General features: G+C 58.8%; 16 protein-coding genes and 1 pseudogene. 10 read left to right on the top strand and 7 right to left on the bottom strand.

What is annotated here, in order from left to right:
• Positions 1-264: 264 nt before the first annotated feature.
• Both ACZBJS_RS37595 and ACZBJS_RS37590 read right to left on the bottom strand, forming a co-directional pair.
• Positions 265-870, bottom strand: a complete 606-nt coding sequence (locus ACZBJS_RS37595; protein ID WP_316397982.1) for a cupin domain-containing protein — start codon at positions 868-870, stop codon at positions 265-267.
• Complete coding sequence (locus ACZBJS_RS37590; protein WP_316397981.1) at positions 857-1399, bottom strand: phosphatase PAP2 family protein; 543 nt, start codon at positions 1397-1399, stop codon at positions 857-859. The genes ACZBJS_RS37595 and ACZBJS_RS37590 overlap by 14 nt, the downstream gene beginning before the upstream one ends.
• A gap of 272 nt (positions 1400-1671) precedes the next feature.
• On the opposite strand from ACZBJS_RS37590, the gene ACZBJS_RS37585 reads away from it, so the two are divergent.
• Complete coding sequence (locus ACZBJS_RS37585) at positions 1672-2940, top strand: DUF892 family protein (protein ID WP_316397980.1); 1269 nt, start codon at positions 1672-1674, stop codon at positions 2938-2940.
• A gap of 742 nt (positions 2941-3682) precedes the next feature.
• Here ACZBJS_RS37585 and ACZBJS_RS37580 read toward each other — a convergent pair.
• The 3 genes from ACZBJS_RS37580 to ACZBJS_RS37570 form a co-directional block, all read right to left on the bottom strand.
• The gene (locus ACZBJS_RS37580; protein WP_316397979.1) at positions 3683-3838 is read right to left on the bottom strand and encodes a hypothetical protein; all 156 of its coding nucleotides are present in this window, start codon (positions 3836-3838) and stop codon (positions 3683-3685) included.
• Positions 3839-3910: 72 nt separating this feature from the next.
• Positions 3911-4138 carry a hypothetical protein gene (locus ACZBJS_RS37575; protein ID WP_233475235.1) on the bottom strand — a complete coding sequence of 76 codons (228 nt, stop codon included), beginning with the start codon at positions 4136-4138 and terminating at the stop codon, positions 3911-3913.
• 505 nt (positions 4139-4643) lie between these two features.
• Positions 4644-4871, bottom strand: a complete 228-nt coding sequence (locus ACZBJS_RS37570) for a hypothetical protein (protein WP_076829459.1) — start codon at positions 4869-4871, stop codon at positions 4644-4646.
• A gap of 238 nt (positions 4872-5109) precedes the next feature.
• Between ACZBJS_RS37570 and ACZBJS_RS37565 the strand changes: the two genes are divergently transcribed.
• The 7 genes and pseudogenes from ACZBJS_RS37565 (at position 5110) to ACZBJS_RS37535 (ending at position 9962) form a co-directional block, all read left to right on the top strand.
• Complete coding sequence (locus ACZBJS_RS37565; RefSeq protein ID WP_076829462.1) at positions 5110-6504, top strand: carbohydrate porin; 1395 nt, start codon at positions 5110-5112, stop codon at positions 6502-6504.
• A 75-nt stretch (positions 6505-6579) separates the two neighbouring features.
• Complete coding sequence (locus ACZBJS_RS37560; protein WP_316397978.1) at positions 6580-6831, top strand: hypothetical protein; 252 nt, start codon at positions 6580-6582, stop codon at positions 6829-6831.
• 563 nt (positions 6832-7394) lie between these two features.
• A complete protein-coding gene (locus ACZBJS_RS37555) occupies positions 7395-7709 on the top strand; it encodes a hypothetical protein (protein WP_316397977.1) in 315 nt (104 codons plus the stop codon).
• Positions 7710-7884: 175 nt separating this feature from the next.
• Positions 7885-8034, top strand: a pseudogene (locus tag ACZBJS_RS37550) (GTPase); the annotation flags it as partial.
• A gap of 138 nt (positions 8035-8172) precedes the next feature.
• Positions 8173-8421 (top strand): DUF6894 family protein, encoded by a 249-nt coding sequence (locus ACZBJS_RS37545; RefSeq protein ID WP_028344455.1) that lies wholly within the window; start codon positions 8173-8175, stop codon positions 8419-8421.
• A 502-nt stretch (positions 8422-8923) separates the two neighbouring features.
• Positions 8924-9670: a Crp/Fnr family transcriptional regulator gene (locus ACZBJS_RS37540; RefSeq protein ID WP_253638718.1), complete on the top strand. Its 747-nt coding sequence runs from the start codon at positions 8924-8926 to the stop codon at positions 9668-9670.
• Between the two features lie 88 nt (positions 9671-9758).
• Positions 9759-9962 carry a hypothetical protein gene (locus ACZBJS_RS37535; RefSeq protein WP_253589130.1) on the top strand — a complete coding sequence of 68 codons (204 nt, stop codon included), beginning with the start codon at positions 9759-9761 and terminating at the stop codon, positions 9960-9962.
• Positions 9963-10661: 699 nt separating this feature from the next.
• Here the strand turns inward: ACZBJS_RS37535 and ACZBJS_RS37530 are convergent.
• Positions 10662-10838 carry a hypothetical protein gene (locus tag ACZBJS_RS37530; RefSeq protein WP_158074210.1) on the bottom strand — a complete coding sequence of 59 codons (177 nt, stop codon included), beginning with the start codon at positions 10836-10838 and terminating at the stop codon, positions 10662-10664.
• 514 nt (positions 10839-11352) lie between these two features.
• Positions 11353-11679: a hypothetical protein gene (locus tag ACZBJS_RS37525; protein ID WP_225648774.1), complete on the bottom strand. Its 327-nt coding sequence runs from the start codon at positions 11677-11679 to the stop codon at positions 11353-11355.
• Positions 11680-12448: 769 nt separating this feature from the next.
• On the opposite strand from ACZBJS_RS37525, the gene ACZBJS_RS37520 reads away from it, so the two are divergent.
• Both ACZBJS_RS37520 and ACZBJS_RS37515 read left to right on the top strand, forming a co-directional pair.
• A complete protein-coding gene (locus ACZBJS_RS37520) occupies positions 12449-12730 on the top strand; it encodes a type II toxin-antitoxin system RelE/ParE family toxin (RefSeq protein ID WP_092088745.1) in 282 nt (93 codons plus the stop codon).
• Between the two features lie 19 nt (positions 12731-12749).
• The gene (locus ACZBJS_RS37515) at positions 12750-13052 is read left to right on the top strand and encodes a HigA family addiction module antitoxin (RefSeq protein ID WP_092088747.1); all 303 of its coding nucleotides are present in this window, start codon (positions 12750-12752) and stop codon (positions 13050-13052) included.
• The last annotated feature ends 677 nt before the right edge of the window (positions 13053-13729 follow it).

Here is a 13729-nt window from a genome sequence, read left to right as displayed (position 1 = left end):
CCGCAGTTCCTCTGGTCTCCTTGTGCACGATCTTGGGACGAACCGTGCTGCATTTCGCCCGGCCCTCAAATGCCCCAATAGGACCTCAAGTGCCCCAACAGGAGTCGCGTCAGCCCGTGTACTGCTGGGAAATCAATATCTGGGCGGGTGACGGTGCCGATATGAATGCCCGGAAGGTAGCTCGGCCATGACGAGATCAAACTTCCTCATTGCGAACTAATGAAGAAAAGATCGCCCCGAGGACGAAGCGGATGACGTACTCGGTCATTTCGCTTTCTTCCAGAGCTTCGAGAGCGGCCCGCCGGCCCCATAGACCGGATCCTTACGCGGCACCGAAACCTTCGGAATGGCTTTCAGCGCCCGCTGACGGTCTTCGACGCTCGTGCACTCGTCGTATGTACCGGTCGGCGGGTATGCCCCGATGACGAGGAACTCATCGCCCGCGGAAAGGCACTGATGGCCTGTGCCGGCGGGAAGAACCGCGATGTCCCCAGCCTTCAGGGTGAAGATCTTCCCTTTGTTGCCGCCGAACCGAACGCGGCCCTTGCCGCGCGCGATGCCGAGCACCTCATGGATCCTGGAGTGATAATGCACGTAATCGTAGATGCCATCCCGCCAGCTATCTCCCCATCCGTTCGCTTCAAATAGGTCCTCGATCACGGCTGCGGCGTCCAGGTCCTCGTCGAAAGCGACCGCGTTTCGATACAGTACGAGCGGCCATCGCGGGTGATTTGGAATGAGACCGTCGTCCTTAAAGCGAACCGCAACAGGCTTTCGCGCTCGCGCGAGATCCACAGCCTTCCGCTTGCCGGGGCGCTTCAGACCGGTTGCGCGCTCCATGTATCCCTTCAGGTCTTCAAGAGTCGGCATGATCATCCTCCTTTGAAATTCCGTTCGAGTAGCCGGTCCAAAGCCGGAGGACCCGTTCGAGAATCGCCCCGAGTGCGAAGCCGGCAACGACATCGCTCGCCCAATGCGCCAGGATCGCAATGCGAGTGAGCGACAGCCCGACCGCAATCGCGCGGATCGCCCGCCGGAGACCAGCCGGCAACCCGCTGGCCGCCGATGCCAGTGCGCCCATGTGCAGCGCGTGGCCTGAGGGAAACGCATCTTTTCGTTTGCCGGAAAGCGAGACGCCATGCATATGCCCAATCACCGTCCGACGATCCGGCCGAGTTTGGTCGAATACGAGTTTTAGATCATGGGGCAGCAGCGACGCAGCGACCGTCACTGGCAGAGCATGGTTTCCTGCGCGCCGCAGCGGCACCCCACAACCGCGCGAGGCAAGCCAGCCGACGGCTGTCAGGACCAGAAGAAGCTTCTCATCTGCGCCCCAGGTCAGGGCGCGGGCCACCTGCTCCGGGGCCGGCGCAGTGCTGCGGGCGATTGAATGTGTCACCGCGACATCCGCTCTGGTCGGTCTAACATTCACTGGAAAGCTTGACTGCGGCCAAGGCGCCTTGCTGACAAGCTAGCGATCTTGAACATGTCTCAACGATCGGAAAGGTAAGTACCTCCCCAACGCTCAACGTGCCGTCGAGGTCCTCCCCCGGCTTTCCAAACAAGGAAAGTCGGCGGTTCGGCGTCCGGGCAGGAATCCTCCGTCCGATAGGAACAAACGATCCTGGCTTCCGTTCGGGATGATCTCCCCTCTCATTGCAAGGCCTTTCGATGTACCACCATGTCAAGAAGCTGATGTTCACTGTCCGCGTCGACGAACCAGACCCTCGTTTTGGCAACATGCTTCTTGAACAGTTCGGTGGTGCCAACGGCGAACTCGCTGCCGCGATGCAATATTCGATACAGGGGCTCAACTGCGAGGATCCGGATCGCAAGGACCTGCTGATGGATATTGGCACCGAGGAACTGAGTCACCTCGAAGTCGTGGGGACACTCGCCCGGATGCATCTCAAGCCGGCGAAGTTCGATCGCCAGGCCGCCGAAGCCGATCCCCTGATTGCGATCGCTGGTGGCGGCGGCGTGAACCTGTTCAATTCCCAGGGCAATGCGTGGACGGCCGATTACCTGAAGATAACCGGCGAGCTCGACGTCGATCTGCGCAGCAACATCGCCGCCGAAGCGCGGGCCAAGATCGTCTATGAACGCCTAATCAATTTCTGCGACGACGCCGGTACCAAGGACGCGCTGCAGTTCCTGATGACGCGGGAAATCACACACATGAGAGCGTTCGCGCTGGCGCTCGAGAGCATGGCCAAGCCCGCTTTCAGCATCGGCCGCATCGCCCCAACACCGGGACTGGTCGACCAGTTCTTCAACGACTCCACCGGGGCCGGCGACCACGGCGAGATCGACGCCCGCGGTCCGTGGAACGAGGGCAATGGCTGGGTCTTCACGGAATCGCCAGCGATCCAGGCTGACCCCGGCGCGTCCGCCGCGATCGTCGCGGAAAGTTCGCCGCCAGATGACCAAGCCGGGCTTGGCGACTTGTTGATCGATGAGCTCCGCGACATCCTGCATGCCGAAAAGCAACTCATCAAGACGCTTCCGAAGATGGCCGAGGCAGCTCGCTTCGATCAGTTGCGAGAGCTGTTTGAGCAACATCTCGTCGAGACCGAAAACCAGGTGGAGCGCATCAATGAATGCTTCGAGTTGCTCGGCAAGACCGTCCGAGCGAAGCCTTGCAAGGGAATGATGGGGCTTATCGAGGAAGGCCAGGAAATCATGGCTGAGGGAGAGGAAAAGGAAGACGCGGCCGCGGACCTCGCCTTAATCGGAGCTGCACAGCGTGTGGAGCACTATGAAATCTCGGCTTACACCACGGCGAAGAATCTCGCCCAGCAGCTACGCCACAGTGCAGTCGTCGCGCTGTTGTCGAAGTCACTTGCGGAAGAGGAGAATTCTGATCAGTTGCTAAACCAAGTCGCTCGATCTCTGATGTCGGTAGCCAAAATGCCAGCCGCGATCGAACAGGCCGAATAACGCCGGCTGGCGGGGCCGCAAGTGCTCAGGGCCCGAAGGACCGCAAGACCAGCAGTTCCTGTCAGATACCGGAATGAGAGCGCTGCGCCAATACCTCGGTCATCTTTTGGGTATTCAGTATCCCAATATGATGGCACTTCGCCGGATTTTCGGCCAACATATGAATTGGATCCAGGATGAAAGAGGCCGCCAACTGAGGCGGCCTCTACGACATCCCCAGCCAAATCAACGCGAACTCTCAGGCCAGCAGCTAAAGCCACGTTGACGTAGGTCAAGCTAGGTGGACGGCTGGAGTCCGGGAGGGGAGCCACTCGCTCATGTGAGCGCCAGTCTCAGCCTGTCGGGCCTTCTTCAACAGCTCTTCTTTCTCGATACTTGGTGGAAGCCCGCTGGCTTCGTCGCGCAGGCTCTTGGCCTCTTCTGTCAACCGCACTTCTAGAGAATGCTCTTGTTTGAAACGACGCCGCTTTTGCATGCGTTGCTCCACTGCCATTAGCGATGCTCTGTTAATTTTGGACAGAAGGCGCGTTCCTCTCGGAAATTGTTCACCAATTATCGCTAGTTCGAGGCCTCCGAGTCGGGCTGCCCTGTGCCCTCGGCTTTGCTTCTAGCTTCGAACGCCTCTTGCTCCGACTGCGGGCGTCTCCGGAGTAGGCCTAGCCAGCCCTGCGCCACACGGAGACGATCATCGTCCGAGATCGCTTTGTCAGCTTGCCGCGCGCTGACTGGCGGCAGCGCCGGTTCATTCGCTGCTCGGTCCGGCAACATGTCGCGGCTCGAGCAAGCTCAGCACGGTGTCGATCTTCGCGAGCAGCTTCTCGATTTCGTCACGCTCTTCCGGAGCAGGATCGCCCAGCGCATTTAGCCGCTCGACAGTATCCAGATCGCTGATCGACAACGCCAGGCGTCGGCATCCCTGCGCCTCCGCGAGCCAAACTCGTCTTCCAACCGGCGGGTTGCAAAAAAGCGCTCAACCGCCCTTCAGCGCGTCCTTGACTTGCGTCGCAGGCCAGCTGTCGCCCACGGGCCTCGCGCGCACCTTTGCGCCACTACCGACCAGGACATGAGACGCAACTTCGTCGTCTGCATCGAGAACCATCAGGTCCGTCTCGGGCTCCCAGTTCAGCGTCAAGTCGAGATCGCCCGGAAAGATCTGCCATCTCGAGCCGTCATCGAGCTCGACGATGTGGCTTTGCAAGTGCGCGCGTATCTTCATGATTCAAACGGCATGCGGCTGCTGTGGGGGGCGTTCGACGGACGTGGAGCGTCGCAGCCGGCCATCCTCGCCATGGCCGCACTTGGCGCATCTCAGCCGAACGTCCTGATGGGAATAGGGGGCGTTCGGGCCCGCCGCCATAGGCCAAGCGCCGCAGTTGGGGCACTTCACCAAAAGGGTATCGGTTTCGATCATCGGCGGCTCCGTAGCTGCGCCCCATTCGAGGGTCAACGTACGGCGGTTGGCGTGGTTGCCTGGCTTCGTCCGCTGCCCGTCCGAAAAGGGCGCCGGCCCGGCAGAAAAGCGACTCGCCTTACATGACCGGACGGGCCGCTTCGTGATCATCGTAGTTTGATCAGTGTATGTGAATCAGCCAATAGCCGGCGCCGCCGATCACGATGACGGCGGGAACGGCCCACAACAGAAATACAGGCATCGTTCATCCTCCTTGTCCTTCCGACCGGCCCGAACCATGGCCGACGGATCATCACTGTTCGGTGCAGACCTTGGTGGTCTTCACGGCGGATTCGGCTTCCGTCTTGGTCTTATAGACGCCGTCGCCAACGACCGTCGTGGTGGTAGTTGTCGGCTTTGTGTCGACGACCGTGCATTTCTTGGTCGCGGCATCGCGCACGATGTAGAATTCGGCGGCGCTCGCAGCCTGCGCACCGAGCACAAAAGCGGCAAGGGCGCCGCAGACGATCAGCTTATTCATCTCACTCTCCTCCATTTCTGGCCCCACTCACGAACGGCAGCGTCAAGGCAAAGTTCCGATTGTTCCCGGGGTTGCCCTTTTTCAGCCGGCTCGCCTCTCGCGCTGCCGCAAAAATCACGGGCTTGGAAAATCACCTGGGCGGAACCGGCCAACGGGCGCGCCCTCTTGAGTTTGCTATTCGACCGTGTCCCAATGTGCCCCTGTCTTGCGGACTCCTCGCTATGCGGTTCGATTGAACATGGTCGTTAGATGCCTGACGCTGACGGTCCTTGTTGCGGGGCTTCTCGCCGGCACCCACGCTTTCGCGCAGGAAGACAAGAAGACCGACGAAGACAAGCCTGCCGATCCGGACACCGGCGAGAGCACCATCGAGGAGAAGACGCTTGGACTTCTGCCGAACCCGTTTCAAAAATACGGGATCAAATTCGCCGCGACCTACATCGGCGAGACGCTCGGAAATTTCTCCGGCGGGCTGAAGCAGGGAGCGATCTATGAAGGCCGGCTGAACCTTGCCGTCGATGTCGACCTGCAGAAGCTCGCCGGCATCGACAAGCTTACCTTCCACGCCAATATGTTCCAGATTCACGGTGCGGGACTGTCGCGCAACTATCTCGACAATCTCTTCGTCGTCAGCGGCATCGAGGCATTGCCGTCGACGCGACTTTACGAAGCCTACTTCGAGAAGCAGTGGGGTAACAAAAAGGTCTCCCTGAAGTTCGGGCAGCTCGCCGCCGATAGCGAGTTCTTCAACACGAAATATACAGATGTCTTCACCAACGCATCGATGGGGTGGCCGGCAATCACATCTCTCGACCTGCCCAGCGGCGGTCCGTCGCCGCCGTTGGCGGCAATGGGCACCCGGCTGCTGGTCAACATCACGGATCAGCTATCCATTCTTGGCGGCGTCTTCGACGGCAACCAGGCGGGTCCGGGCCCAGGCGATCCACAACAACGCAACCGATATGGCGTCAACTTCCGGATTAACGATCCGCCCCTTCTGCTGGGCCAAATCCAGTACTCCTGGAACAACACGAAGGGCGATCCCAATCTGACGGGCCAGATCAAGTTCGGCGGGTGGCGTCACCTCGGGCCATTCTCCGATCTTCAACTCGCCAGCAACGGCGTTTCGCTTGCGGCGCCGGCCAGCAGCGGCACTCCCCTGATGTTGACAGGCGATGTCGGCGGATGGGCAGTCTTCGAGCAGCAGATTTATCGCGTGCCCAAAAGCGATGATCGGGGAATCGGCGTTTTCGCTCGCATCTCCGGCGCTCCCGCGGACCGCAATCTGATTGATCTCTACGCTGACGCCGGACTCGAGTTCATCGGCCTCAGCGACAAACGACCAGACGACAAATTCGGCATCGCTGCTGGCTACGCCCACGTCTCGAGGCGGGCTCAGGCACTGGACGTCGACTATCGCGTACTCTTTGGTCCGACATGGCCGGTGCGCAGCTTCGAAGGACTGTTGACGGCGGTGTATCAATATCAGTTACGGGACGGCTGGACCCTGCAGCCAAATTTCCAATACATCATTCATCCCGGGGGCGGAGCAACGGACCCGGCGGGGCCGATCCCGGGCCGAGCGCTCAAGAACGCAACAGTCTTCGGCCTACGCACGACTTTGAAATTCTAGGAGGCAGATTCCGCCGTTAATCGACGAAAACAGCTAGACGATCATACGGCTCCAAAGGGCGTAACGCACGAGAGCGTGGATGCGATCGACGCGGTTCGCATCGTTGGCAATATTGGCGCCCACATGGAAAAGGACGCGAATCTAATCGTCGACATCGAGCCCGGCGAGGCTCAGATGTTGATTGACTTGATCGAGATGCTTTTTGATGAAAAGCATAAGCGAGAAATGCGGCTGGCGGAAATCAAAGCGCTCAGCGCTAACAAGGCGAATGAACTGGCCGCGGCAAAGGCGGCGGCTCCAAATGCGGCTAATCCGGAGGCCACCTAAGTCGCGTAAAGCTCCAATCCGATTTACTTCACGCCGGAATCGCGCTTGTTTCGCTTATAAAGCTCCTGGTCAACGGCGCTAGCTTGGAACAACGCGGGTGCAGCACCCATGCTCAGGCTGAAGCCGGGTGCGTGAGGGATGAGCGGAAACGCATGTGCGAGAGCGTCTGTGCAACCCGCTTGGGTGAACTCGCAGCTTATTGTCGCTGGCGGCGGATGTCCCCCAGTGACCAGACATGATGATTGCGACTTCTTGAAGTAGTGCGTTCGCTGCCCGTTCATTGTGGCGGCGCCGGTACCGCATGGCTTGTAGAACGTTCCAACCTGCGTCTGAAGCTGTCGCTCCGCGTAGTAGTCAACTTCATAGTCTCGGCTCGCGCCTGCCTTTGCTTGTGTCCCGACTACGATTCCGGCCATTGCGATACCGAGGAAAAAGAATCTCATGAACGATCTCCCAATACACGAGCCACTTGACGCATTCGGTTGTGTTCAACAACTCATTCTATCGCGTCGGGAGCGTTCTGTCGCTGTATTTCACGGGTCGGCCTCGCGCGGGATAAGTCAGTGATCCATTTGGATCACGACGGACGGGCCTTCGATGCCCATGATGTCTGGACTGCTGGATTCGTCCACTCTGAACAATTTTTGCTCTTTGGGCTTGGCTTGGCCACTTCGTTCAATCATCGCCATCGGCAATTTCTGGAGCACCTTCGGGGCGGTGAATGGGTCCCCGCTGTCGATCTGCCAGATCAGGCAAAGTTGAAGCTGACCTTACTTCGCCATCAGTGGATTGAGATTCGAGAAGCTCACGGAAAGGTCAGCTATCGCATTACTGCTGGCGGGCTTGCGGAGATGAGCAAGCCTACCAGGGTTCGCTAAACAAGCCCCCGCAATGCCGCGGGGGGCAGTGCGCGCGCTGATCGCGGCGCCGCCACGCACCGGCAAAACGGTGCTGATGCAGAACATCGCGCACTCCATCACCGCCAATCAACGCTGATTGGGAAACAGCGGCGTGAGGTTGTCGAAATTGACCTTGTGCTTCGACTTGTCCGGAGGCGAGCGGTTGCGCGACGGCCTGGTGGTCGCGATCGCCGGTCCGCCGAATGTCGGCAAATCAACCCTGATCAATCAGCTCGCCAAGCGCGAGGTCGCGATCGTCTCGCCGCATGCCGGCACGACCCGCGATGTGATCGAGGTGCAGCTCCGCCGATGACCCAACCGCCGAATGAGGACCTGTTCCTGTGCTCCCCAAACAGGCCGCCCGCATTTCAAAAAGCGGGGCCACTAGGAACGCGCCTCCGAATTTCGCTTTGAAATGTTAGGAAATGAATGGGCGCGCTCAATGCCTCGGTATTACTTCGATTTAAAGGATGGCAACGGAACAACCCCTGACGAGGAAGGCCTCGATCTTCGGGATCTGGACGCGGCACAGGACGAGGCTGCGCGATCTTTAGGCGGCATGGCCCGTGATGCCGTAGCGACCCTCAGCGGTAGCGGCGCTGAGCAAATGGAGATCGAGGTCCGGGACGACGCCGGCCCCGTTATGACGGTCCGCTTTTCCTTCGCGATCAGCCGCAACAAAGTGAGCTAACCTCAAACTGCAAAAACGGCCCCAGCGCCCGGGAAGAGCACTGAGGCCGAGGGGTCGTCCCACTCCTCATCAAAGCGAGACTAGAACCGCGCCTGTGGCCCTCTGTTCCAAAAAAAAGGCCCCAGCGAGGGGACTGGCTGGGGCCTAGACTGATTGCCGAACCGCTGTCCGCCAGGATGCAGCGGTCGTCATTTTAGGGCTGTAAAAATAGGAAATGAAAATCACCTGCCCCATGCCATCGAGGATCTTGGCAAAGTAGGGTTCCCGAAATAACCGAAGTGAATCTTGCGCCCGGCGGAGCGCACTTTCTGCATCAATTTGTTACAGCGAGATATCCTACCTTTCTCGCAGGGCGAACACGCATCTGATGGTTCAGTCAAGCGCGGGAACTTAGTTCCCTTTCCCGCGTTGCTTGAGCATCATCGGCCAAGGCCTTTTCTGTGGGCGCTGGTGACTGAGAGACACTCTCGTGCTCCCGCCTGCGAAGGGGAGGGAGTGTCTGATGCCGCATGTCAAGCTAATCGCGCGTTTGCTGTCCGTCGTTGAGCTGTCCGAGCAAGACAAGGTTCGGCTCCAGCAGATGCCTCACATCATCAAAACATTTAGAGACGGCGACCGCGTCGCACAGCAAGGCGACGTGCCCGTGCATTGTGCCGTCGTGATGACTGGAATGCTGTCGCGTCGAAGGGTTGTTTCCGAACGCAATCAAATATCGTCCATCTACGTACCGGGGGACGTACCTGATCTCCATACGCTGCATCTGCCCGTTTTGGATCACGATCTCTGCAGCGAGGGGACCTCGACTGTGGCCTTCATATCCCATTCGCATCTCCGGCGGATGTTGAAGGAATCTCCGGGGCTGACAAACGCATTTTGGCGAGAGACCCTTATCCATGCAGCGATCTACCGAGAATGGGTCGAAAACCTGGGCTCAAGGGCGGCGCTGCCAAGAGTCGCGCATCTGTTCTGCGAGCTTGCCACCCGTTTTGAGATGGTGGGTTTGCTCGACAACGACACTTTCCGTCTTCCTTTAACGCAGCAAGACCTTGCGGATGCCTGTGGCCTCTCAACCGTCCATGTCAATCGCACAGTTCAGGAACTGAGAAAGATGGGATTGCTCGATTGGCGCGGACAAATCGCCTACGTGCTTCGGCGCGAGGAGCTCGAAACGGTGGCCGAGTTCAGCGCCGATTATCTCCATGCGCTAAAAGTCCCAAGTCCGCGCGCGATCATATTGGCAGCCGAGTGAACCGGCCTAGGCAGCGCCGGCCCGAACCATATCCAGGCAGGGGAAGATCAAGAACCGGACGCACCCGGCAATGTCGCAGGAGTCGTGAGTGACCAAAGACGCATTTGATCAATGGTGGGAGTGGGCCACGAAGCCACGTAATTCAAACTTGGAGATCAACGTTAGCATCTGGCGCCCTGTCTCGATGCTCTCCCCCGAAGATCGGCTCGACCGCCACAAAGTTAATGAAGCTGTGGCGAGGCACAAAGAAGAGCCCGACGCCGATTGGGCGCCAGCTTATGTTCACTATTGAGCAAAATCGCTCCAGCGCCATTGATGAGTTATCACCGGCCAAGGCTCTGCCCGTAGGCGTCGGTGGCTGAGAGACCGAGAGCTCTCCCGCCTGCAAAGCCAAGGAGCACAGCCATGCCAATCCAACCTGTTCATCGGGTTCACGATGAAGCCGCCCAAATATCTAAGCAGACCGCATTCGTCCGCGAACTCATTGCAAAGGCGGCTGAACTATTAAAAACTACCTCCGCCTGACACCTTCCTCGGCCGCAAAACGCACGATCCTTTCCCGCAAGAGGAGAGCCAGCACGGGAACCCGCAATCCTAACCTGCGTTTTCCCGGCAGTGTTTTGGCGGAGAGCCCGATGGCGTCGCCAATACCGCCTACAGACAAAAAGTATCTGTGCCCGATTTGTCGCGAGCTAGCGTTGATCCTTTCGGCAGCAACGCTTGCCTTCGCGTCCCGGACGATATCCGATCTCAGCTGCCCTAATGGGCACAGCATCAGAATCACACCCGGGGGCAAGGTCGTGACTTCCTCAACATCTCGGCGTGAACGAAAGGGTGCTGGGAAAGTCTAGGGAGGGAAACAGGCGTGAAGGCATCAGGCCGAGTACCGCCTGTCCAGAAGAGCAGGCGGATTCGTTCGCCACTCGCGCCACTCCTGAACGCGATGGCGATGGTGAGAACCGAGAGAACGATCATGAAGGCTGGAACTCCATCACATCCTGGCTTTGATGAAGTCGGCGAGATGGTTAGCGGCTCGCGCCAATGAAGCGGATGCTTCCTTCAGTTCATCCTGAGCCTTCTTCAACCGCTCTTCCTGCTGGGTGAAATCTTTGTCCCCGCGCCCGTCGCCGGCGAAGATGCGTCGAAACTGATTGATGATCTGGTTCATCGCTTTGCCCGTATCTCTGAGGTCAGGGCTTCCAACGCGGTACGCGTGCTGTGAATGGCTTCGGCGAGGCGATCGGCAGCCAACACGCGCTTGTCATAGCTTTCGGTCAGCTGGTTTTCGAGCAGCTGGATTCGGATATCCTTTCCACTTCGCATTGCCCTACCGCTTAAGTCGCGCGACAATTTTCGCCGCCAGCTTTGGCGATGAACAGCTAGCCAAAGATGGCTCCCATCCATTGATCCAGTGGGGAGGGAAGCGCAGCAATCGTCCACGACTGTGGAAAGGCGCATGCCTTGCACCAAAGGACTGAATAGATGCATACAGCAGCAAACCAGAAGCCTGCTGGCACGATGAACAGTAGTGGGAACCACCATCCGCGACCGGTTAAAATAGCGACTTGAGACGAGAGGTAGGACTTCGCGAGATCGGCCTTGACCTGCTCTCGGGTTCTCTCGGGTCGTCTCATTGTTAATCGCGTTGTCCACGGTACTGAAGATGCGGTCAAGCGGCCCCTTCAAGAACCATCCAATGACGGTCTCCCACATCGGTCAGGCCTTCCCAACCGATCGAAGCCGAGCCGCGATAGTGATGGCTGAGATCCCATCAACACGTAAGCGAGGTACTGCGGGTTGTCCTCCAGCGCCTCCATCACTTGGGCCTTCAGATCAGGATCGCCAAGCGCCGCGGCAATTGGATCAAGCCACTGAAATACGGTCCCGATGCCGGTCAGGAACAAGCCCCATAGCACCGTGACCGAACGCCCCGTGAGCGCCCAGACCTTGCCCCAGAACGTGTTGGCTTCAGCGTAGAAGCTCTTGAGCGCCGGGATCGCATGGAGCACCGGGCTAGGAACATGAAATAGACTTGGAAGCACCAGATCGCCATCGCATCGTCGACACCGATATCCCACGCGGTGTTCACGCGCAGATAGCGATTCACCGCGACATCGGGGATCCGGCCGCCCTGCTCTGCCTCTCGGATCTGCTTGCCCCAACAGGAGCCCAGAACCGCAGCCTCGAAGGAACAGAAATATTCCTGCTCGATCAGCGCATCGCCGGCCTCGTCGCCGTAGATACTCCCTACGCTGGATCTCAACGGCTTCACGCGAGATCGCGCCCGTGTTGTCGACAGTCAGAACCTGCGCGAACCAGTCAGAGCTCTCGCGCGCCACGTCCAGCATCGACTTGGCGTGGTTGGATCGGGGCGAGATACGCATACGCTGCTGGGTTCGCAAGCGCCCGTTCGGAGAATGTCACACCGGCTGGAGGAGACCCGACGTCGAGTTATAGCTATCCGAGCCGACGACCTGCCAGGTCGCCCCGTTCTTGAACCGAATGAAAAGATCGCTTTGCGCCCCTGCGGGCCGCTCGAATGCCGACGCGGCCGCCCAGTGCAGGCAAACGTCATCCTTGCCGGCTCGACGATGCCAAATCCCGATCGCGCGCCGACGCCCGGCTTCAAAGCGCACTCCAGAGCGGCGTGGTAATCCCGCGGCTCCCACCTATTCGGTAGGAGGATTCCGCATCGGAAAACTTGCGGATCTACAAGAACGTATCATATTATGATACAAACCTCTTGCGAGGCGTATCACCGTATGATACACTCTGATCATGATCAAGAGCTTCAAGGACGAGCTGACCGAAGCAGCCTTCAACGGCAAAGCCAAGAAAGGCTTTCCGGCCGATCTGCTCAAGCTAGCTCGCCGTAAGCTCCAGTATCTGAACGCAGCTGTGAACCTACGCGACCTTTTGGCCCCTCCCGGCAATCACCTTGAAGCCCTGAAAGGCGACCGCAAGGGGCAATATTCCATCCGCGTGAACGATAAGTTCCGCATTTGCTTCACATGGACCGCTGAAGGTCCAAAGGAGGTCGAGTTCGTTGACTACCACTAGCCAGACCAAGGAGGGTCATATGGCAAAGAAACTGCCCCCAATGCACCCCGGTGAGGTGCTACGCGAGGAATTTCTCATCCCGCTCGACATTTCGGCCGGTGCGCTCGCCAAGGTTTGCGGCGTTCCCCGTACCAGGATTGAGCGTATTGCGAACGAGGAGACCTCGATTACCGCGGACACTGCTCTTCGCCTGTCCAAGGCGCTGAAAACCTCTGCTCAGCTTTGGCTGAACCTGCAGAATGCCTATGACGTGCAGATGGCCGAACAAGAACTTGGCAGCGACCTGGAAAAGATCAAACCGATCGACGCGAAAGCTGCCTGAAACGAGAGACGCCCGGACGGGAGCCGCCGGGCGCATCTATTCACTCAAGCTGATTTGCGGGCGAATATTGGCTACGACTGCAAAAGTCAATCCACTGGGGATCTCGCTCCACAAGGCCGGCTGTCTACCGGAAGTACGTCATGCCGCCAACGACGATCGACAGGACAAAAACCAAAGTGGCAGCTCCAATAATCCACGGCATGTCACGGCGTTCTCTGGGGGTCATGTTACTTCCTCATGTGTACGTCCTCGAGCGCCTTAGGCGGCTGTAGCCCTGGCGATGTCAGCCACTCGTTGATATGGGCTGCCGTTTCGGCCTGACGCGCTCGGCGGAGATATAGCTCGCGCTGAGTGCCCGGCGGGAGCTGCGCAGCAGCGACCCTGAAGCGAGCGGCCTCCTCGGCCAATCTCTCTTCGAATGTCTTGGTATGTTTCGTTCGATTGCGACGCTTGATGACCACAGCGCACTCCTTTCCGTTGCACAAGGCGGGAGCGCGTTGACGGCGATCTCATCACCGATAGATACCCAAAGCGTAAGCGGCAAGGAGACCCCGTCTGGCGGAGGGGGTGAACGATCGGCTATCGGCTGCTAAGTTTGTGAGCCGATGTGAGCTTCTATGTCTGCGCCTAGTTCTGGAACTAGAACCTTCCATATGATCGAAGCGGTCGCCGACCGT

It is taken from the genome of Bradyrhizobium sp. KZN70725 (assembly GCF_055264925.1).
Note: the sequence above shows the minus strand (reverse complement) of the source record. Positions and strands in the feature narration are given on the sequence as shown.

What these genes read in the sequence shown, in the direction of transcription:
- ACZBJS_RS37595 (WP_316397982.1), bottom strand. Translation starts at nt 870, where the DNA reads ATGCCGACTCTTGAAGACCTGAAGGGATACATGGAGCGCGCAACCGGT.
- ACZBJS_RS37585 (WP_316397980.1), top strand. Translation starts at nt 1,672, where the DNA reads ATGTACCACCATGTCAAGAAGCTGATGTTCACTGTCCGCGTCGACGAA.
- ACZBJS_RS37570 (WP_076829459.1), bottom strand. Translation starts at nt 4,871, where the DNA reads ATGAATAAGCTGATCGTCTGCGGCGCCCTTGCCGCTTTTGTGCTCGGT.
- ACZBJS_RS37565 (WP_076829462.1), top strand. Translation starts at nt 5,110, where the DNA reads ATGGTCGTTAGATGCCTGACGCTGACGGTCCTTGTTGCGGGGCTTCTC.
- ACZBJS_RS37545 (WP_028344455.1), top strand. Translation starts at nt 8,173, where the DNA reads ATGCCTCGGTATTACTTCGATTTAAAGGATGGCAACGGAACAACCCCT.
- ACZBJS_RS37540 (WP_253638718.1), top strand. Translation starts at nt 8,924, where the DNA reads ATGCCGCATGTCAAGCTAATCGCGCGTTTGCTGTCCGTCGTTGAGCTG.
- ACZBJS_RS37530 (WP_158074210.1), bottom strand. Translation starts at nt 10,838, where the DNA reads ATGAACCAGATCATCAATCAGTTTCGACGCATCTTCGCCGGCGACGGG.
- ACZBJS_RS37520 (WP_092088745.1), top strand. Translation starts at nt 12,449, where the DNA reads ATGATCAAGAGCTTCAAGGACGAGCTGACCGAAGCAGCCTTCAACGGC.
- ACZBJS_RS37515 (WP_092088747.1), top strand. Translation starts at nt 12,750, where the DNA reads ATGGCAAAGAAACTGCCCCCAATGCACCCCGGTGAGGTGCTACGCGAG.